Raw genomic sequence first — 19,122 nt, 5'->3', positions numbered from 1 at the left:
AGTTGGTCAATAGACTCTGCTGTCGACAAGTGGCAGGAAGAGGGGACTTTGGTCGGCGGCAACGCGGAACCGCCCTCTACTCCGCCGCCACCGCCATCGGCACCACCCGGCAAGTCCCACGCACCAGATCGACGTCGATTTCCGCCGCGACCAGTTCCGGCCGGATGCTCATGCCGTCGCGGACCAGTCGCACAAGACCGTGCTTCGCCAAGTCTTGCAGAGCGCGCGAGACATTGGGCTGGGCGCGGTCGGCGAGTTGGGCGAGGCGGGAGACCGTCTCCGGGCGCTCGGTGGCGATCAGGTGCATCAACGCGCGGTTGGCCGGGGTCAGCACACCGAGAAGGCCAGAGACCGACTCGCCATCCGTCACGGACTGCACCGGGGGAACCGGGCGGGTGCCCTGGGCGACTGCCAGCATCTCGTCGCGCAAATCATGCAAGGTCCGCATCGCCGGTCCCTCCTTCGTCGTCATCCTCGGTGTCCTCCATCGCGATGGTCAGCGCGACACCTGCCGTCCGGCAGGCGCGCTCCGTCGCAGCGAAGAAATCGCTCAGCAGTGCGTCCGCTCCGGTGAAGGCGTAGGGAACCGGATCGGCCACGCGGCCATAACGATGCTCATGGTCGAAGCGCGTTTCCCGGCCGACTCCATGCGCGTTGTCGAAGCCCATCAGGCGGATGCCGTCCACATCATGCAGGGTCAGCGAATAGCGCATGCCGTGGGGCTTCTCCGCCGTGACCGGCGTTCGCCAGAGGCGAAACCGCAGGCTCCACCCATTCTCCAGCCAGTAGCGCCGCCGATGATATCCGAGAAGGCGCTCAACCGCTTCATCAACCATATATCGCTCACTGATATATGCTTCAATATGGCATCATTGTATATCGTAAAAAGATATAAGCCAGGGTCGGGTGACACGGGCGGTGCTGGTCTCGGGCGTCATCAAACCGCCTCCCGTGGCGATCCCCAGGCAAACGGGTGGCGAGCCGGCCCGCCCCTCTACCGCTCCCCGAGTCCCCGATACAGCTCCATGTACTCCTCCGCCGGCCCGTGCCAGCCGAAGTCGCGCGTCATGGCGCGGCGCTGCATCGCCTGCCAACGGTCGGGCTTGCGGTAGACGCTCATCGCCCGGCGCAAAGCCCACACCAGCTCCTGCCCCGTCGCGTTGACGAACTGGAACCCCGTCGCGCTGCCGTCGGCGCTGGCGGCCGGGTTGGCGTCGATCACCGTGTCGGCGAGGCCGCCGGTGCGGCGGACCAGCGGCAGGGTGCCGTATTTCAGGGCGTAGAGCTGGGTCAGGCCGCAGGGCTCCGAGCGGGACGGCACCAGGAACAGGTCTGCACCGGCCTGGATGCGGTGGGACAGCGGCTCGTCATAGCCGATGCGCACGCCGATGGACTGCGGATGCCACTGGGCGAGCTGGCGGAAGCCGGCCTCGCTGGAGGCGTCGCCGCTGCCCAGAACCACCAGCTGGCCACCCCAGGACACCCATTGGCCCGCTGCCTCCAGCACCAGATCGAGGCCCTTGTGCCAGGTCAGGCGGCTGACCACGGCGGCCAGCGGGGCGTCGGGGCGGCGGTCCAGGCCGAAGGCGGATTGCAGGTCGGCCTTGCAGGCGTCCTTGCCACCGAGATCGTCGGGGGTGTAGCGGGCGGGCAGATGCGGGTCGGTCGCCGGGTCCCACACCGCGTAGTCGACGCCGTTCAGGATGCCGGTCAGCACGTCGGACCGGCTGGCGAGCAGGCCCTGCAGGCCGGTGCCGTGCTCCGCCGTCTGGATCTCGTTGGCGTAGGTCGGGCTGACCGTGGTCAGGCGGTCGGCATAGAAGCAACCGGCCTTCAGGAAGCTGATGTTGCCGTAATACTCGACGCCATCGACGCGGAAGCTGGAGGAGGGCAGGCCGAGGTCGCCCATCATCCAGGGGCCGAACAGGCCCTGATAGGCGATGTTGTGGATGGTCAGCACCGTGCCCGGCCGGAAGGGGCCGGCGAAACGGTCGGGGCGCAGGGTCAGATAGGCCGGGATCAGCGCCGCCTGCCAGTCATGGCCGTGCAGGATGTCGGGCCGCCACCACGGGTCATAGGATTTCTCCGCGGCGAAGCCGGCGGCGACCCAGGCGAGGGCTGCGAAGCGCAGGGCGTTGTCGGCCCAGTCCTTGCCGTCCGGCCCGAGATAGGGGTTGCCGGGACGGTCGTACAGCGACGGCGCTTTCAGCGCATAGGCGAGAACCCCGTCGGCGGTGCGGCCGATGCACAGCTGGGCGCGGTCGCAGCCGGGCAGGTCGGTGATCAGGTCGCCGACCTCGTGCAGGTTCTGCAGGCTGTTCAGAACGGCGGGATAGCCCGGCAGCAGCAGGCGGACATCGGCGCCGGCGGCGTTCAGGGCCGGCGGCAGGGCGGCGGACACATCCGCCAGCCCCCCCGTCTTGACCATCGGGTAGCATTCGGACGTGACGTAGAGGACGCGCATCGGGAAGGCACTCGGCGATAGGCGGGAGGGGTGAAAGGCGGGAGGGTGTGGACAGGGTATAGCGCCGATGCGGGGCCGGTGGGGAGCCGGAGCGCATCGGCGCGGAAGACGGGCGGCGAAATGCCGCCTTATTCCTTCGGCAGCTTCTCGATCATCTCGCGGGTGATCAGGACGACGCCGCCTTCGCTGCGGTAGAAACGCTTGGCGTCCAGCTCCGGATCCTCGCCGACGACGAGGCCGTTGGGGATGCTGACGCCGCGGTCGATCACCACCTTCTTCAGGCGGCAATGGCGGCCGATGTCGCATTCCGGCAGCACCACCGCCTCGTGCAGCTCGCTGTAGGAGTTGACGCGGACGGAGCTGAACAGCAGCGAGCGCCGCACGGTGGAGCCGGAGATGATGCAGCCGCCCGACACCAGGCTGTCCACCGCCATGCCGCGGCGGTTCTCGTCGTCGAAGACGAACTTCGCCGGCGGCAGCTGCTCCTGATAGGTGAAGATCGGCCAGTCACGGTTGTACAGGTTCAGCTGCGGCGTGACGTGGCAGAGGTCGAGGTTGGCTTCCCAATAGGCGTCGATGGTGCCGACGTCGCGCCAGTAGGGGGCGTCGTCCGGCGCGTCGATGATGGCGCTGTCGGCGTAATCATGGGCGATGATGCGGGCGCCCGACTTCACCAGATGCGGGATGATGTCCTTGCCGAAATCGCGGCTGGAGCCGGGGGTGGCGACGTCGCGCTCCAGCTGGTCGTAGAGGAACTGGGCGTTGAAGACGTAGATGCCCATGCTGGCCAGCGCCATGTCGGGACGGCCGGGCATCGGCGGCGGATCGGCCGGCTTCTCGACGAAGTCGATGATGCGGCGGTCCTCGTCGATGTGCATCACGCCGAAGCCGGTCGCCTGATCGCGCGGGACGGCGATGCAGGGAACGGTGACGTCGGCCTTGCGGTCGATGTGGTCGAGCAGCAGCGCGCCGTAATCCATCTTGTAGATGTGGTCGCCGGCCAGGATCAGGACATATTCCGGCTCGTGGTCGCGCAGGATGTCCAGGTTCTGGTACACCGCGTCGGCGGTGCCCTGGTACCACTCCGTCTCGCTGACGCGCTGCTGGGCCGGCAGCAGGTCGCAGAACTCGTTCATCTCGCCGCGGAAGACGTTCCAGCCCCGCTGGAGATGGCGCAGAAGGCTGTGCGACTTGTACTGCGTCAGCACGCCGATCCGGCGGAAGCCGGAATTGACGCAGTTCGACAGCGCGAAGTCGATGATGCGGTACTTGCCGCCGAAATAGGTCGCCGGCTTGGCCCGCCGGTCGGTCAGCTGCTTCAGACGGCTTCCGCGTCCCCCGGCCAGCACCAGCGCCACCGCACGTCGCGGTGCGAGGCGCAGATCCCGTTTGTCGAGCATGGCCGTTACCCCCTTTGCCTTATTCTTGCGGCCGCGGGCGAGCGGCCAATTCATAGGAAGGCGTTGACGGTGCCACAACTCGCCGCCATGTCCAATAGGCCCGGCGGTGGGCTCGTATCGGCTTACCCGCCACACCCCCTCTTCGCGGGCCTAGGAGGAAAGAGGGGCCTATGCGGCGCTTGGCCGAACGGCTTGGATCGAAGGGGGAGGCGGGCGGGCGGCTTCCGCTCCGATGCCTGCGCTTTGACCGCCTTGCGGGCCATATGCTGCCTAAATTTTCATCATATGCCGGAATGACAGCCAGAATGCCGGGCGAAAGCGGCGCGAAATGCGGCCATCGGCCCTGCCATTCGGTCGAAAGCCCGGAATTTGCGGCGAAATGTCGGTTCCGAAATCTGCCTGTTTCCTGTGCAAACACCGGGTGCGACTCGTCGGAGGGTGCCCGTTCGAGGGTCCCGGCCCGGGACAACCCTGACGATTCCAAGCCGTTTTCGAATGGCACGCTTCTTGTAATGCTGGTGGCGTCCTTGGTCCCGTCCGCCGCCCCGTCTTTGCCGGGGACGGGGCGACCGGGACGGGGTCGCCCCGGTGCGGTGCCCAGTGCGCGGAAGACCTCCGGTCCCGCGCCGGCCGTCCAGGGGTGGGAGCGATTTTGGAGAAAGAGGAGCCTCGATGAACCGTCTGTTCCTTATGGCCGCACCGATGATGGCGGTTGCTCTGGGCGCGGTCGGCATGCCGGCCGCAGCCCTTGCCCAGGATCCGGCGGCTGCCGCCGCTGCCGCGGCCGCCGCTGCGGCTGCCGCCGCCACCGCTGCCGCGCCGGCGGCTCCGGCGCTGAATGGCGGCGACACCGCCTGGATGCTGATCTCCACCGCGCTGGTGCTGATGATGACCATCCCCGGCCTGGCGCTGTTCTACGGCGGCATGGTCCGCAAGATGAACGTGCTGGCGACGGTGATGCAGAGCTTCGCCATCACCTGCCTGGTCAGCGTCCTGTGGTACGTGATCGGTTACAGCCTGGCCTTCACCGGCACCGGCGCCTATGTCGGCGGTCTCGACCGGCTGTTCCTCAACGGGCTCGACTTCACGAAGGCCTTCGTGCTGGGCGAGGCGACGGGGTCGGGTGTCCCGACGACGATCCCCGAGCCGGTCTTCATGATGTTCCAGATGACCTTCGCGATCATCACCCCGGCCCTGATCACCGGCGCCTTCGCCGACCGCATGAAGTTCTCCTCGCTGCTGGTCTTCACCGCCCTGTGGTCGATCGTGGTCTATGCGCCGATCGCCCACTGGGTCTGGTATCCGTCGGGCTTCCTGTTCGGCCTGGGCGTGCTGGACTTCGCCGGCGGCACCGTCGTGCACATCAACGCGGGCGTTGCCGGTCTGGTCGCCGCGCTGGTGATCGGCAAGCGCAAGGGCTACCCGAAGGAAGCCTTCATGCCGCACAACCTGGTGCTGTCGCTGATCGGCGCCTCGCTGCTGTGGGTCGGCTGGTTCGGCTTCAACGCCGGCTCGGCCCTGACCGCCGGTCCGCGCGCCGGCATGGCGCTGGCCGCCACGCACATCGCCACCGCCGGCGCCGCCATGGGCTGGCTGTTCGCGGAGTGGATCGTCAAGGGCAAGCCGTCGATCCTCGGCATCATCTCCGGCGCCGTCGCCGGCCTGGTCGCGGTGACCCCGGCCGCCGGCTTCGTCGACCCGACGGGCGCGATCGTCATCGGCATCGTCGCCGGCGTGGTCTGCTTCTGGTCGGCCACCAGCCTGAAGCACATGCTGGGCTATGACGACAGCCTGGACGCCTTCGGCGTGCACGGCGTCGGCGGCCTGATCGGCGCCATCCTGACCGGCGTCTTCGCCAAGATGTCGGTGTCCAACAGCGAAGGCGGCTTCGCCTCCGTCCTGCAGGCCGACCCGAAGGCCACGCTGGGCCTGCTGGAAGGCAACGCCGCCGCCGTGTGGATCCAGGTCCAGGGCGTCGCCTACACCGTCGCCTGGTGCGCCATCGCCACCTTCGTCCTGCTGAAGGTCGTCGATGTGGTCATGGGCCTGCGCGTCGAAGAGGATGTGGAGCGCGACGGTCTCGACCTCGCCCTGCATGGCGAGAGCATCCACTAAGAAAATCCCTTTCCCACGGGTCTCTTCGAGAAGGCCGCCGGTTCTCCGGCGGCCTTTTTCGTTTCGATTGTTGTGCGGGGCGGAACGCTGTGGCGCAGGCGTGCCGGCTTCACGGCGGGGCCGGGGAGGACTACCTCTGGTGCATCGCATTCGTTCGTTCGGGAGTTTTCGCCATGTCCACCCAGCCCGCCACCCCCGGTGTCCGCCCGGTGCTCGCCGCCGTGGAGGGCATGGCCACCTCCGACGGCGCCGGGGTCAGCATGACCCGCATGCTCGGCACGCCGCGCCTGCGCACGCTCGACCCCTTCCTGATGCTGGACCTGTTCGGGTCGGACCAGCCGACCGACTATCTCGCCGGCTTCCCCGACCATCCCCACCGCGGCTTCGAGACGGTGACCTACATGCTGGCCGGCCGCATGCGCCATGCCGACAATCACGGGCATGAGGGCGTGATCGAGACCGGCGGCGTCCAGTGGATGACCGCCGGCCGCGGCCTGATCCATTCGGAGATGCCGGAGCAGACCGAGGGGCTGATGCGCGGCTTCCAGCTGTGGATCAACCTGCCGGCCCGGCTGAAGATGACCGACCCGCGCTATCAGGAGTTCCCGGCCGCCTCCATCCCGCTGGAGCGGCGCGAGGACGGGGCGACCGTCACCGTGATCGCCGGCGACACCGCCCGCGGCACCGCCGGGCCGGTGCGGGCCGAGGCGACCGACGCCCGCTATTTCGACGTGGCGCTGCCGCCGTCGGTGTCCTTCGCCGAGCCACTGCCGACGGGTTACACCGCCTTCCTCGTGCTGTTCGAGGGCACGCTGGATGTCGGCGGCGAGGGGCCGCTTTCGGGGCCGCGGGTGATCGTGCTGGGCGACGGCGAGCGGGTGGAGGCAGTTGCCGGGCCGGAGGGCGCGCGCTTCCTGCTGCTGGCCGGCGAACCGATCGGCGAGCCGATCGCCTGGGGCGGTCCCTTCGTCATGAACACGCGGGAGGAGGTGATGCAGGCCTTCCGCGACTTCGAGGAAGGGCGCATCTGACCGCCAGATGCCGCGCAGAAGGCCGCTTGAACGCCTCCTGCGCGGCATCTCGTTCCTTGCACCCCCGCCGCCGCCGGTTATCATGGCGCATTCCGTGTTAACACGAACGACGGCGGGGACGGGGCGATGCGTGCAAAGGGTCTGTTGGGTGGGGTCAAGGCGGCGGTCGCCGCGGCGCTGCTGGCCGTGACGATGGCCGCGGCCCCGATGACGGCCAAGCCGGCCGCCGCGCTGGACGCCTCCAAGGCCGCGGCCGATTTCGGGCCGGAGGGCGCCTGGACCAACCAGTGCGACATCGACCGGATGACCGACAGCAAGACCTGCCGGCTGATGATCTACCGCCTGTTCGACGACGGGAAGGATGTCGGCTTCATAGCGCTCAGCATCATCCCCACCGGCAACGACTTCCACCTGTTCCTGACCACCAGCCAGGGGCTGATCGACCGCTGCGCCATCCGTGTCGACCGCCAGCCGCGCATCGAATCGCATGTGGCGACGCTGAACATGTGCATGTTCCCGAACTTCGTGTCCGGCCGCGTCGCCGACCAGTTCCGCAACGGCTCGACCATCCTGGTCCGCGTCAACTCCCGCGTTGGCAAGCGCGACATCGACTTTCCGCTGAACGGCTTCTCCCGCACCTTCGAGGAGATGCAGCGCAGCCTGCAATGAGGCGACGCCCCTACCCTGGCAGCCGGTAGCCGGTGGCGGGCTCCCGCATCGGGCAGCCGTTGCGCTCCATGCGGAATGCGGCGGAGCGGTCGTAGGCGATGCGGCGGGCGCGCATGATCGAGCCGAGCGGCCGGTGTGCCGCCAGCCCGTGCCACGGGCTGAAGGACAGCCGGTCGTCACCGGCGCGCGAGCGTTCCTCGCTCCAGGCCGTCTGCGGCGGCACGGTGATGCGGGCGATTGTGCGGTAGGGGCTGAGATCCTCCGGCCACAGCACGCTGGCATCCTCCACCGGCATGCGCGCCTCGTCGGTGCGCAGCTGGGCGCGCAGTTCCCAGACCGCCTCATGGTCGCGGAAGAACTCCACCACCGCGTCGCGCAGGCCGTTCGGCTTGCCGTTGACGCTCAGCGGCGCACCGGCCAGCGCGGTCAGCTCCGGCGAGACCGGGACGATCGACAGCTTGGCGATGTGGTCGCCATGGCGCAATGCTGCCTGGCTGTAGAAGGTTTCACCCAGGATGTGGGTTTCCGGGTGGCCGCCCAGCGTCTTCAGCGTGGCGCTCTCGCCGCCGAAGGCCTCGACCACCCGTTCGGCGGCGCGCAGGCCGGCCGACAGAACCTTCTTCGCGGTTTCCGCCCGGTCGGTGGTGGCGGCCAGCAGCTTCAGCGTCGACAGGAACTGTCCGGCATCGGGGGCCGAGAAGACCGGCGCGTTGGCCATCACGAAATCCTGCGTGGCCTCGTCCTCCGATCCCGGCAGCCGGTCGCCGGACACGCCGAGCACCTTCACCGCCAGACCACGCGGAGTCGACACGCTGTCGGGCAGAATGTCGCCCGGCGTCGTCGACAGCCGCAGGATCGCCGGATAGCTCTCCGCCCGCGCGAACAGACCCTGGGCGAGTTCCGCCGGCAGATCGTCCAGCACGTCCAGCCGGCCGATCAGCAGCCCATGGCTCTTGGCATGGACGCTGCGGTCGGCATGGCCGCTGTCCTCGAAGGTCCTGGCGCTGATCGACAGCATCGTTTCGGCGAGTTCCTCGAAGAGCCGGGCTTCGTCTGGACCCGGCTTTTCGGCCGACGGCGTGTAGGGCAGGGGACTGGCTTGAGTCGCGGGCTGGATGGCGGAGGGCACGGGCGGGGCTTCCGAAGGGGGAAAGGGCGGTGTACAGCCGGGACAACAGCCGCAATCATCGTCGGTTCCGCGACGCCCAGGGCGCTCTGTGTGCAGGTGCGAGAAGACTCGTCCCATCCCGCAGATCGCGATGCAAAAAAAGAATTGACGGCATACAAATATTCATCCGCGTCCTGCGCGCGAGGAACTGGCAGGATTCCCAATTTTCTATGGAAAATTAACCATATATCCTGGGGAACTCCTGACCAAAAGCCTCTGGCGCTGAAATGACTGCGCTGCATATCCTTTGATCAGGGAAGGCCGGATGTCTTCAAGCCCCGCTCGTCTGTCGACGGGGGGGCAAATGAAGAGCGTGGCCGGCTAACCGACCAAGGGGTGCACCATGACCGGACGGCTCGTCACTTGGTCCGCCATATGGACGCGCAGCCGCGTTCTGATGTTGGGACTGCTTCTGCTGGCGGCATTGTCGGTGCCGGCGGGCGGGCGGGCGACTCCGCCGAACAGGACGGTGCTGGTCCTGCACTCCTACCATCAGGGCTATGAGTGGACCGACGAGCAGGCTGCCGGCATCTCCGGCATGCTGGCATCGGGGGCGCCCAATGCGCTGGTGATCCCCTACTACCTGGATTGGAAGCGTTTTCCCGACCCCAGCGGAATAGAGCGCCTGCGGGCGCTGATCGCCTACCGGCATCCAAAGGGCACGGTCGACGCCATCGTCTCAACCGACGACGCCGCGCTGTCATTCGCCCTGGAATTGCGGCGGGAGATCTATGGTCCGGTTCCGCTGGTGCATGGCGGCGTGCTGCCGATCGCGGCGCGGCGGCTGACCGAGGGCGAGATCAACATCGTCGGGGTGGATGAAGCGAAGGACGTCGAAGGCACCGCGCGCATGGCGGTGGCCGCCAATCCGCGGCTGAAACGCCTGTACATCCTGCGCGACCACACCGAGACGGGCGTCGGGCTGGATGCCGAGATCAATGCGCTGGCGATGGCCGGCCGCTTCCCCGCCGGGGTGGAGCGGCTGACCCTGCCCGAACTGCCCTTCGCCCGGCTGGAGGAGCGGCTGGCCGCCTTGCCGCCGGACAGCGCGGTGCTGCTGGGAACCTACGCCACCGATCCCGAAGGCCTGGTCCTGCCGCCCGAACAGTTCCTGGAACTGATGAGCGAGAAGAGCAGCGTGCCGATCTACGCTTTTCAGGAATATCTGCTGGGGCATGGCATCGTCGGCGGCAGCCTGCTGAGCGCGCAGGAGCATGGCCGCGCGGTCGGCCGGCTGGCGGCGGCCCTGGTGAACGGCATGCCGTTCCCCGGCCTGTCGGCGGAGCGGCGCCAGTCGGTCATCCGTGCCGCCGACTACCGGCAGATGGAGCGCTACGGGCTCGACACCACGCGGCTGGTCCCGCTCGACCGGCTGATCAACAAGCCCTTTTCCTTCATAGAGACCTACCGCTGGCTGGTGGTGACGGTCGGCGGTGTGCTGCTGCTGCTGTTCGGCATGGTTCTGGTGCTGTCCTTCGCGCTGCGCGAACGGCGGGTGGCCGAGGCGGCGCTGCAACTGAGCAACGAGGCGCTCAGCGAGTCGCGCCGGGAGCTGGAAGCCAAGATCGAGGAGCTGACCGCCAGCAAGGAGGCCCTGCGCGTGCGGGAACGCCGGATGAGGCTGGTGGCGGAGGCCTCGCGCGACATCATCTGGACCTGGGACATCGCCAACGACTGCCGCGTCCTGTCGGGCCGTGTCGAGGAGTTGCTGGGCTTGGATGTCCTCAGCATCGGCACGCGGGCGGCCTGGTTCGACCGCATCCATCCCGAAGACCGCCCGCAGGCGGAAGAGGCGCTTCAGCGCCACCTGTCCGGCGAACTGCCGGAATACCGGGTGGAATACCGGGTCCGCCACCGCGATGGCAGCTATCTGTGGCTGTACGCCACCGGCAAGGCGCTGTTCGACGACCAGGGAAAGCCGACGATCATGGCCGGCTCCTACACCGACATCACCACGCAGAAGCAGCAGCAGGCGTGGCTCGACCATCTGGCCCATTTCGATTCGCTGACCGGCCTGCCAAACCGGCTGGCTCTGGAACAGCATGTCGACGGGCTGATCGCCGGCAAGAAGGCGTCGGGCAATGCCGGGACGCTGGCGCTGCTGTTCCTCGACATGGACAATTTCAAGTTCATCAACGACGGATTCGGCCACAAGGCGGGCGACGAACTGCTGAAGCTGCTGGGCCAGCGTATCCAGAAGGCCGTCGGCGACGGGCTGTTCATCGCGCGTCTGGGCGGCGACGAATTCGTGGTGGTGGTCGACGGTGGAGAGGCCGGCGACCCGGCGGACGCCGCGCGGCGGCTGGAGCAGGCGCTGGCCATCCCCTTCCCGGTCGAAGGGCAGCATTTCTTCGTCTCGTGCAGCGTCGGCATCGCCCGCTATCCCTGGGACGGCCGCTGTTTCGACGATCTGCTGCAGAATGCCGACACCGCCATGTACCGGGCCAAGGACAGCGGGCGCGGGCGCATCTGCACCTTCACCGCCGACATGAACCGCAATGTGGTGGAGCGTATGCGGCTGCTCAGCCGCGCCCGGCTGGCCTTCGACCGTCAGGCCTTCACCCTGCATTACCAGCCGCAGGTCGGAACATCCGATGGCAGGGTCCGCGGCTTCGAGGCGCTGATCCGCTGGACCGATTCGGAACTGGGGCCGGTGTCGCCCGACCGCTTCATCCCGGTCTGCGAGGATTCGGGCCTGATCGTCCCGCTCGGCCTCTGGGTGCTGGAGACCGCCTGCATCGAGGCGGTCGGGCTGGCCTGCCGCGGGGCGGGCGAGGTGACGATGAGCGTCAACATGTCGGCGGTCCAGCTGGCCCAGCATGATTTCGTGCCGCGGGTTCTGGAAATCCTGTCCCGCACCGGCCTGCCGCCGCACCGGCTGGAGCTGGAGATCACCGAGTCGCAGATGATCGGCTCGCTCGATGCCGCCGTCGGCAAGCTGAACGCGCTGCGGCAGGCCGGCGTCCACATCGCGCTGGACGATTTCGGAACGGGCTATTCGTCGCTGACCTATCTGCGGACGCTGCCGATCAACACGCTGAAGCTGGACAAGGCCTTCATCAACGACGTCCACCGCCGGCCCGACGCGCGCAGCATGGTGTCGTCGATCTCGCGCATCGCCCATGACCTGAGCCGCAGCGTCGTGGCGGAAGGGGTGGAGGAGACCGCCCAGTGGGAGGTGCTCTCGCTGATGGGCTGCGACCTGATCCAGGGCTATTTCATCAGCCGCCCGCTGCCGGCCGACCGCATCGACGCCTTCCTGGCGGCCTGGGAGGAGCGTCGGGCCGGCCTGCCGGTGACTCGTGGCGACGTGGTGGTCGGCATGTCCTCCGCCGGAGCGAACCGGCCGACCTCGCCGGTGTCGTGAGTTCGGGTGGGAAGCGCCAAGCCATTGCTATGAAAGAACGTCGTGTCATCCCCGCTTCCGCGGGGATGACGGTCGATAAAACTCCTTGAGGATACGAATAACGCAAAACGCCCCGCAGGCGGGCTGCGGGGCGTTTTCGGAGGCGGGGCTTGTCTGAGGCGGGTGCCGGGCTCAGTGCCGCGTGCGGGCCGGGGTGATGTAGACGCCGTCCCAGTCGACGCCGAACAGCGCATCGTCGCCGGCCTCTTCCACCAGGTCGTCATATTCGTGGGCTTCGATCAGGCCGAAGATCGAGGCGGTACCGGAGGCGTCCAGATCGCAGGTCACCACATGGCCGCCGACCTCGACCGAGGTGAAGAACACTTCCGGCAGTTCCATGCTGTCCAGGTCGGCGGTGACCGCGGCTTCGATCTCGTGGATAGAGCGGGACGACAGCGACACGCGCAGCTTGGCCGCCTGGGAGGCCCAGACGATGCGCTTGACGTGTGCGGGCTCCTTCATCTCCGCCATACCCGGCGCCTCGTCGCCTTGGCCGGCCATCGCGATCATCCGGGAAACCAGGGTCGAGGTGCTGCTGGGTGCGCGCATTGAAGCCTCCGCTCGTTCGATGACGACAGATTTGCGCGCAGGCGGTTAACGGGGTCTTAAGCCGGTACCGGGGCTAAAGCCTTACCCCCGCAGGAGTAGGTCTATCCATTCGGTTCTAGGGGGCGGCGAGGGCGGCGGCGACCCCTGCCGCGACCCGGGCGTTGTTGCGGATCAGTGCGATGTTGGCGGTCAGGCTGCGCCCGCCGGTGATGCGCTCCAGCGCCGCCAGCAGGTGCGGGGTGATGTCCTTCCCCTTGATTCCATTGGCGTCCGCTTCGGCGAGCGCCCGGGTGACCGCCGCTTCCATCATGTCGGCGTCCAGTTCGTCGGCCGGCGGGATGGGGTTGGCGAGCAGAACGCCGCCTTCCAGGCCAAGTTGCCATTTCGCCCGCAGGATATCCGCCACCTCGGTCACGTTGTCACAGCGATGATCGACGGGCAGCCCGCTGCGGCGGCTGTAGAAGGCGGGAAATTCATCGGTGCCGAATCCCAGAACCGGGACGCCGCGCGTCTCCAGCACCTCCAGCGTCTTGGGCAGGTCGAGAATCGACTTGGCGCCGGCACAGACCACGCAGACCGAGGTGCGGGCGAGTTCGTCGAGGTCGGCGGAGATGTCGAAGCTGCTCTCCGCTCCGCGATGGACTCCGCCGATGCCGCCGGTGGCGAAGACGGAGATGCCGGCCAGCCGCGCCCCGATCATCGTCGCCGCCACGGTGGTGGCGCCCAGGGCTCCGGTGGCGATGGCGACCGGCAGGTCGCGGCGGCTCAGCTTGCGCGCGGATGCGCCGGCGGTCGCCAGCCGTTCCAGCGCCTCGTCGTCCAGCCCGATGCGGATGCGGCCGTCCATCACCGCGATGGTGGCGGGGATGGCACCGGCCGCCCGCACCTCCGCCTCCAGCGCACGGGCGGTCTGTAGATTCTGCGGATAGGGCATGCCATGCGAGATCACCGTCGATTCCAGCGCCACCACCGGGCGTCTTGCGGCGAGCGCGTCGGCGATCTCGGGGGTCGGCAGCAGGATCGGGTGCATGCGCTGGGTCTCCGCTGGGAACGCCCTATATTAGGACGCATGTCCGCTGCACACCAATCCAATCAAGATCGTCCCCATCCCGACACATGGATCAGGGTCCTGCCCGAGGGGCTGTATGTCGAGCCGGGAGGCTTCTACATCGACCCGGTGCGCCCGGTGGATCGCGCGGTCGTCACCCACGGCCATTCCGACCATGCCAGGCCGGGCAACCGCGCTGTGCTGGCGACGCCCGGCACGCTCGCCATCATGCGGCAGCGGATGGGCGAGGGGGTGGGGGGAAGCCTGCAGGCGCTGGAGTATGGCGAGGGCCTGCGCATCGGCGACGTGGCGGTGCGGCTGGTGCCGGCCGGCCATGTGCTGGGCAGCGCCCAGGTGGTGCTGGAGCATGCCGGGTCGCGCGTGGTGGTGTCGGGCGACTACAAGCGGCGGCTCGACCGCACCTGTGCGCCGTTCGAGCCGGTGCCCTGCGACGTCTTCGTGACCGAGGCGACCTTCGGCCTGCCGGTGTTCCGCCACCCGCCCGACCTGGGGGAGGTGCAGAAGCTGCTGCATTCGATGGCGCTGTTCCCGGAGCGCAGCCATGTCGTGGGTGTTTATGCGCTCGGCAAATGCCAGCGGCTGATCACGCTGCTGCGGGCGGCGGGCTATGACCGGCCGATCTGGCTGCATGGCGCGCTGGAGCCCTTGTGCCGGCTCTACGGCAGTCTTGGGGTGGAGCTGGGGGAGCTGCGGCCGGCGACGGTGGCGGCGAAGGAGGATCTGAAGGGGGCGCTGGTGCTGGCTCCGCCGGCGGCGGTGGCCGACCGCTGGGCGCGGCGGCTGGCCGATCCGGTGGTGGCGATGGCGTCGGGCTGGATGCGGGTGCGCCAGCGCGCCCGCCAGCGCGGGGTGGAGCTGCCGCTGGTCATCTCCGACCATGCCGACTGGGACGAGCTGTGCCAGACGCTGGAGGATGTCGGTGCGCCGGAGGTCTGGGTGACCCATGGCCGGGAGGAGGCGCTGGTCCATTATGCCACCGGCCGCGGCATCCGCGCCCGCGCCCTGGCGCTGATCGGCTTCGAGGACGAGGATTCGGAGGGGATGCCGGAGAAGGCCGGGGAAGGAGAGGCGCCGTGAACCGCTTCGCCGCGCTGATCGACGCGCTGGTCTTCATGCCGTCGCGCAACGGCAAGATCCGGCTGCTGGTCGAGCATTTCGCCACCTCGCCCGATCCGGAGCGCGGCTGGGCGCTGGCGGCACTGACCGGCGCCTTGAGCTTCCGCGAGGCCAAGCCCGCCGCCATCCGCGAGCTGGCGGCGACCAGGGTCGATCCGGAGCTGCTGGCGCTGTCCTACGATTATGTCGGCGATCTGGCGGAGACGGTGGCGCTGATCTGGCCGGAGCGGCCGGAGCGGGCGAACAGTTTGCCGCCCAGCCTGGACGAGGTGGTGGAGGGCTTGCAGGCCGCCAGGCGCGGGCAGGTGATCGGGCTGGTGGAGGGCTGGCTCGACACGCTCGATTCGTCGGGACGATTCGCCCTGCTGAAGCTCATCACCGGGGCGCTGCGCATCGGCGTATCGGCCCGGCTCGCCAAGACGGCGCTGGCGGAGTGGGGCAAGGCGGTGCTGCCGGAGGTGAGCGTCGACGATGTCGAGGAGGTCTGGCACGGGCTGAGCGCGCCCTATCCGGAGCTGTTCGCCTGGCTGGAGGGCCGGTCCGAGCGGCCGGCCACCGGGTCCGGCGCCGGTTTCCGCCCGATGATGCTGTCCCACCCGCTGGAGGAGGAGGACCGAGCGGCGCTCGACCCCGCCGCCTATGCCGCCGAATGGAAATGGGACGGCATCCGCGTGCAGCTGGTGGCGCGCGGTGGCGAGCGGCGGCTCTACAGCCGCACCGGCGACGACGTGTCGGGGGCCTTCCCGGACATCGTCGATCACATGAATTTCGACGCGGTGCTGGACGGCGAACTGCTGGTGGCGCGCGACGGGGTGGTGGCGCCCTTCAACGATTTGCAGCAGCGCCTCAACCGCAAGACGGTGACGGCGCAGATGCTGCGCGACGGGCCGGCCTGGGTGCGGCTCTACGACATCCTGTTCGACGGCAACGAGGACTTGCGTGGCCTGTCCTTCATCGAGCGCCGCGCCCGGCTGGAGCGCTGGTACGAGGCGGTCCAGCCGCGCCGGATGGACCTGTCGCCGCTGGTGCCTTTCGACCAGTGGGACGAACTGGTGGCGCTGCGGGAGGGCGCGCGGGAGAACGGCATCGAGGGGCTGATGCTGAAGCGGCGCGACAGCGCCTATCTGGCCGGACGGCCGAAGGGGCCATGGTTCAAGTGGAAGCGCGGGGCGCTGACGCTCGACACCGTGATGATGTACGCCCAGCGCGGCCACGGGAAGCGGTCGAGCTATTATTCCGACTACACCTTCGGCGTCTGGCGCGGCGAGGAGCTGGTGCCGGTCGGCAAGGCCTATTCCGGTTTCACCGACGCCGAACTGATCGAGTTGGACCGCTGGGTGCGCAACCACACCACCCGCCGCTACGGCCCGGTGCGCGAGGTGGAGGCCGGGCTGGTGCTGGAGGTCGCCTTCGACAGCGTCCATCCGTCCAATCGGCACAAGAGCGGGCTCGCCATGCGCTTTCCCCGCATCCACCGCATCCGCTGGGACAAGCCCGCGCACGAGGCCGACCGGCTGGAAACGCTGGCGGCGATGGTGGCGGGGTAGGAGCGAAGACTTAACGCAGCGGGGCGGTCACCACGTCGACGGAGGTCTCCGCCACGGTGCCGGCCACGTCCACCGCCGTGCCGGCGATGCTGGCGGCACCGCTGGCCACGCCGGCAACGGCACCGCAGCCGCTCAGGCAAGCGCTCAGCAGCAGCAGGGCGGCATACGCGAATTGGCGGCGCGGGGTGAAGCGGCGGGACATGGCGTCCTCCAGAAAACCGAACACGGAAACGAAACCGGGGTGATTGCAACACGCAATCCCAACCGAAACGTTAATGCGGGCATTTGGCGCAACAGCCGTGAATTCCGTCTCCTGCGCAATGTCTTGCCGCAGTGGCATTTCGCCGATGCCGACTATGAAAAGTAATTCATGGCGGTGTAATACCTTGATGCAGTTATCCGCAAGACTGCGTCCTCGTTAAAAGAAAATAGCATGGCTGGCATGAAGGATCCTCTGTATTGCAGGGGTTTTTCTCCATGGTCGCGGTCGATTGCGCTCCCATATCTGGCTTGGCGATTGAAAAAAAACCTCTGCGATCGATCGACTGATTGGGAAAGTCTGAGATGCGCGAAAAGTCCTTTGCCGATCTTGTTACCTCCTATGATCGGGTCGCCCTCGTCCTTCAGGGCGGCGGGGCGCTGGGTGCCTATCAGGCGGGCGTGGTCGAGGGGCTGTTCGAGCACGACATCCACCCGACCTGGGTGGCCGGCGTGTCGATCGGCGCCATCAACGCTGCGTTGATCGCCGGCAACCCGCCGGGCCTGCGCTGCGCCGCACTGTCGGAGTTCTGGAGCCGTGTCGCCCCGCCCTCGCCCTGGGAAGGGGCGGAGGCGCTGTGGCGGCGGCTGGATCCCGACGGCCCGTCGATTGCCGTCCTCAACCAATGGAGCGCGTGGCGGACGGCGCTGTCCGGCCAGCCCGGTTTCTTCCGGCCGCGGCCGGCGGTGGAATGGGCGGCGGCCGGCCCCTTCGCCGGGCCGACCAGCTTCTACGACACCGCACCGCTGAAGAAGACGCTGGAGGATCTGATCGATTTCGACCGGATCAACCGGGGCGATATCCGGCTGTCGCTGGGGGCGGTCGATGTGCGGACCGGCAATTCCATCTATTTCGATACGGAGACCCATCGGATCGGGCCGGAGCATGTGATGGCCAGCGGCGCCCTGCCGCCCGGCTTCGCACCCGTCGAGATCGACGGCGACTTCTATTGGGACGGCGGGCTGGTCTCCAACACGCCGCTCGACCATGTGCTGGAGGATCAGCCGCGCCGCGACACGCTGGTCTTCCAGGTCGATCTGTGGAGCGCCACCGGTCAGGTGCCGCGCCGCCTGTCGGAGGTGCTGGAGCGGCAGAAGGACATCACCTATTCCAGCCGCACCCGATTCAACACCGACAAGGTCACCTACGAGCAGACGCTGCGCAACCAGCTCGTCACGCTGCTCGACCGGCTGCCGGAGGATCTGCGGGACACGCCGGAGGCCAGGGCGCTGCGGCGGGCCGCCTGCGGGGCGGCGGTCAACATCATCCACCTGATCTACCGCCGCAAAAGCTACGAGCGCGACAGCAAGGATTACGAGTTCTCCAACGCCGGCATGCGGGAGCATTGGGAGAGCGGCCTTGCCGACACCCTCGCCACGCTTGCCCACCCGGAATGGCTGGCGATGCCGTCACGGTTGGACGGCCCGGTCACGCACGACGTGCTGCGCGACGACGGAAAGCCGGCCTGACCGCCGGCTTGAGCCGGCCATCACCGACAAGACACACCCGTAACCGACATCCTGATCGAGAAGGAGCGGACCCATGCGCTTGCAGGACAAAGTCGCCGTCGTCACCGGGGCGGCCAGCGGAATCGGGCTGGAGATCGCCCGGACCTTCGCCCGCGAGGGCGCGAAGATCGTCATCGCCGACCTGAACCAGGCCGGTGCCGACGCGGCGGCGGCCAGCCTCGACGCCAGCGGGGAACGGGCGCTCGGCGTCGCCATGGACGTGACCGACGAGGCCCAGGTCGATGCCGGAATGGCCCGCGCCGTCGCCGCCTTCGGCCGCATCGACATCCTGGTCAGCAATGCCGGCATCCAGACCGTGGCGCCGGTCGAGCAGTTCGAGTTCGCCAAGTGGAAGCAGCTTCTGTCCATCCATCTGGACGGCGCCTTTCTGACCACCCGCGCTGCGTTGCGGACGATGTACGAGCAGGGCGGCGGCAGCATCATCTATATGGGATCGGTCCACTCCAAGGAGGCGTCGGCGCTGAAGGCGCCCTATGTCACCGCCAAGCACGGGCTGATCGGCCTCGCCAAGGTGGTCGCCAAGGAAGGGGCGGCGCACGGTGTGCGCGCCAACGTGATCTGTCCCGGCTTCGTCCGCACCCCGCTGGTCGAGAAGCAGATCCCCGAACAGGCCAAGGAACTCGGCATCTCCGAAGAGGACGTGGTGAAGAAAGTGATGCTGAAGGAGACCGTCGACGGCGAGTTCACCACGGTCGGGGACGTTGCCCAGGCCGCCCTGTTCTTCGCCTCCTTCGGGTCCAACGCGCTGACCGGCCAGTCGCTGGTCGTCAGCCACGGCTGGTTCATGCAGTAGCTCGTCC

16 protein-coding genes are annotated in these 19,122 nt (G+C 68.0%); 8 read left to right on the top strand and 8 right to left on the bottom strand.

What is annotated here, in order from left to right; translation table 11 throughout:
* Positions 1–76: 76 nt before the first annotated feature.
* From E6C72_RS03120 to glgC, 4 genes are all read right to left on the bottom strand, one after another.
* Positions 77–472: a helix-turn-helix domain-containing protein gene (locus E6C72_RS03120; RefSeq protein ID WP_109085023.1), complete on the bottom strand. Its 396-nt coding sequence runs from the start codon at positions 470–472 to the stop codon at positions 77–79.
* Positions 432–836, bottom strand: coding sequence for a DUF6516 family protein (locus E6C72_RS03115; RefSeq protein ID WP_158280126.1), 405 nt, complete (start codon positions 834–836; stop codon positions 432–434). The genes E6C72_RS03120 and E6C72_RS03115 overlap by 41 nt, the downstream gene beginning before the upstream one ends.
* Positions 837–994: 158 nt before the next feature.
* A complete protein-coding gene (gene glgA / locus E6C72_RS03110; RefSeq protein WP_109085021.1) occupies positions 995–2,464 on the bottom strand; it encodes a glycogen synthase GlgA in 1,470 nt (489 codons plus the stop codon).
* 128 nt (positions 2,465–2,592) lie between these two features.
* Positions 2,593–3,864: a glucose-1-phosphate adenylyltransferase gene (gene glgC, locus E6C72_RS03105; protein WP_109085020.1), complete on the bottom strand. Its 1,272-nt coding sequence runs from the start codon at positions 3,862–3,864 to the stop codon at positions 2,593–2,595.
* Between the two features lie 672 nt (positions 3,865–4,536).
* Between glgC and E6C72_RS03100 the strand changes: the two genes are divergently transcribed.
* The 3 genes from E6C72_RS03100 to E6C72_RS03090 all read left to right on the top strand — a co-directional run bounded on the left by E6C72_RS03100 (position 4,537) and on the right by E6C72_RS03090 (position 7,679).
* Positions 4,537–5,979: an ammonium transporter gene (locus tag E6C72_RS03100; protein WP_109085019.1), complete on the top strand. Its 1,443-nt coding sequence runs from the start codon at positions 4,537–4,539 to the stop codon at positions 5,977–5,979.
* Positions 5,980–6,152: 173 nt separating this feature from the next.
* Positions 6,153–7,010, top strand: coding sequence for a pirin family protein (locus E6C72_RS03095; protein WP_109085018.1), 858 nt, complete (start codon positions 6,153–6,155; stop codon positions 7,008–7,010).
* Between the two features lie 126 nt (positions 7,011–7,136).
* Positions 7,137–7,679: a hypothetical protein gene (locus tag E6C72_RS03090; protein WP_109085017.1), complete on the top strand. Its 543-nt coding sequence runs from the start codon at positions 7,137–7,139 to the stop codon at positions 7,677–7,679.
* 10 nt (positions 7,680–7,689) lie between these two features.
* On the opposite strand, the gene E6C72_RS03085 is transcribed toward E6C72_RS03090, so the two are convergent.
* Positions 7,690–8,808 carry a catalase family protein gene (locus E6C72_RS03085; RefSeq protein ID WP_247875579.1) on the bottom strand — a complete coding sequence of 373 codons (1,119 nt, stop codon included), beginning with the start codon at positions 8,806–8,808 and terminating at the stop codon, positions 7,690–7,692.
* Between the two features lie 436 nt (positions 8,809–9,244).
* Here E6C72_RS03085 and E6C72_RS03080 point away from each other — a divergent pair, with 436 nt between their 5' ends.
* Positions 9,245–12,214, top strand: coding sequence for a GGDEF and EAL domain-containing protein (locus tag E6C72_RS03080; protein ID WP_247875577.1), 2,970 nt, complete (start codon positions 9,245–9,247; stop codon positions 12,212–12,214).
* Positions 12,215–12,385: 171 nt separating this feature from the next.
* Here the strand turns inward: E6C72_RS03080 and E6C72_RS03075 are convergent, their stop codons facing one another.
* A complete protein-coding gene (locus E6C72_RS03075) occupies positions 12,386–12,802 on the bottom strand; it encodes a hypothetical protein (RefSeq protein WP_109085014.1) in 417 nt (138 codons plus the stop codon).
* Between the two features lie 115 nt (positions 12,803–12,917).
* A complete protein-coding gene (locus E6C72_RS03070; protein WP_109085013.1) occupies positions 12,918–13,832 on the bottom strand; it encodes a pseudouridine-5'-phosphate glycosidase in 915 nt (304 codons plus the stop codon).
* Positions 13,833–13,871: 39 nt separating this feature from the next.
* Here E6C72_RS03070 and E6C72_RS03065 point away from each other — a divergent pair, with 39 nt between their 5' ends.
* Complete coding sequence (locus tag E6C72_RS03065) at positions 13,872–14,948, top strand: ligase-associated DNA damage response exonuclease (RefSeq protein ID WP_109085012.1); 1,077 nt, start codon at positions 13,872–13,874, stop codon at positions 14,946–14,948.
* Entirely contained in the window at positions 14,945–16,534 is a 1,590-nt protein-coding gene (locus tag E6C72_RS03060) for a cisplatin damage response ATP-dependent DNA ligase (RefSeq protein ID WP_109085011.1), read from the top strand. Before E6C72_RS03065 ends, E6C72_RS03060 begins: the two co-directional genes overlap by 4 nt.
* 10 nt (positions 16,535–16,544) lie before the next feature.
* Here the strand turns inward: E6C72_RS03060 and E6C72_RS03055 are convergent, their stop codons facing one another.
* Positions 16,545–16,760, bottom strand: coding sequence for a hypothetical protein (locus E6C72_RS03055; RefSeq protein ID WP_109085010.1), 216 nt, complete (start codon positions 16,758–16,760; stop codon positions 16,545–16,547).
* 338 nt (positions 16,761–17,098) lie between these two features.
* Here E6C72_RS03055 and E6C72_RS03050 point away from each other — a divergent pair, with 338 nt between their 5' ends.
* Both E6C72_RS03050 and E6C72_RS03045 read left to right on the top strand, forming a co-directional pair.
* Positions 17,099–18,262: a patatin-like phospholipase family protein gene (locus E6C72_RS03050; RefSeq protein WP_109085009.1), complete on the top strand. Its 1,164-nt coding sequence runs from the start codon at positions 17,099–17,101 to the stop codon at positions 18,260–18,262.
* A gap of 73 nt (positions 18,263–18,335) precedes the next feature.
* Complete coding sequence (locus E6C72_RS03045; protein ID WP_109085008.1) at positions 18,336–19,115, top strand: 3-hydroxybutyrate dehydrogenase; 780 nt, start codon at positions 18,336–18,338, stop codon at positions 19,113–19,115.
* The last annotated feature ends 7 nt before the right edge of the window (positions 19,116–19,122 follow it).

Origin of the sequence: Azospirillum sp. TSH100 (genome assembly GCF_004923295.1) — a bacterium.
GTDB lineage: Bacteria > Pseudomonadota > Alphaproteobacteria > Azospirillales > Azospirillaceae > Azospirillum.
This window is presented reverse-complemented; position numbering and strand designations above follow the sequence as displayed.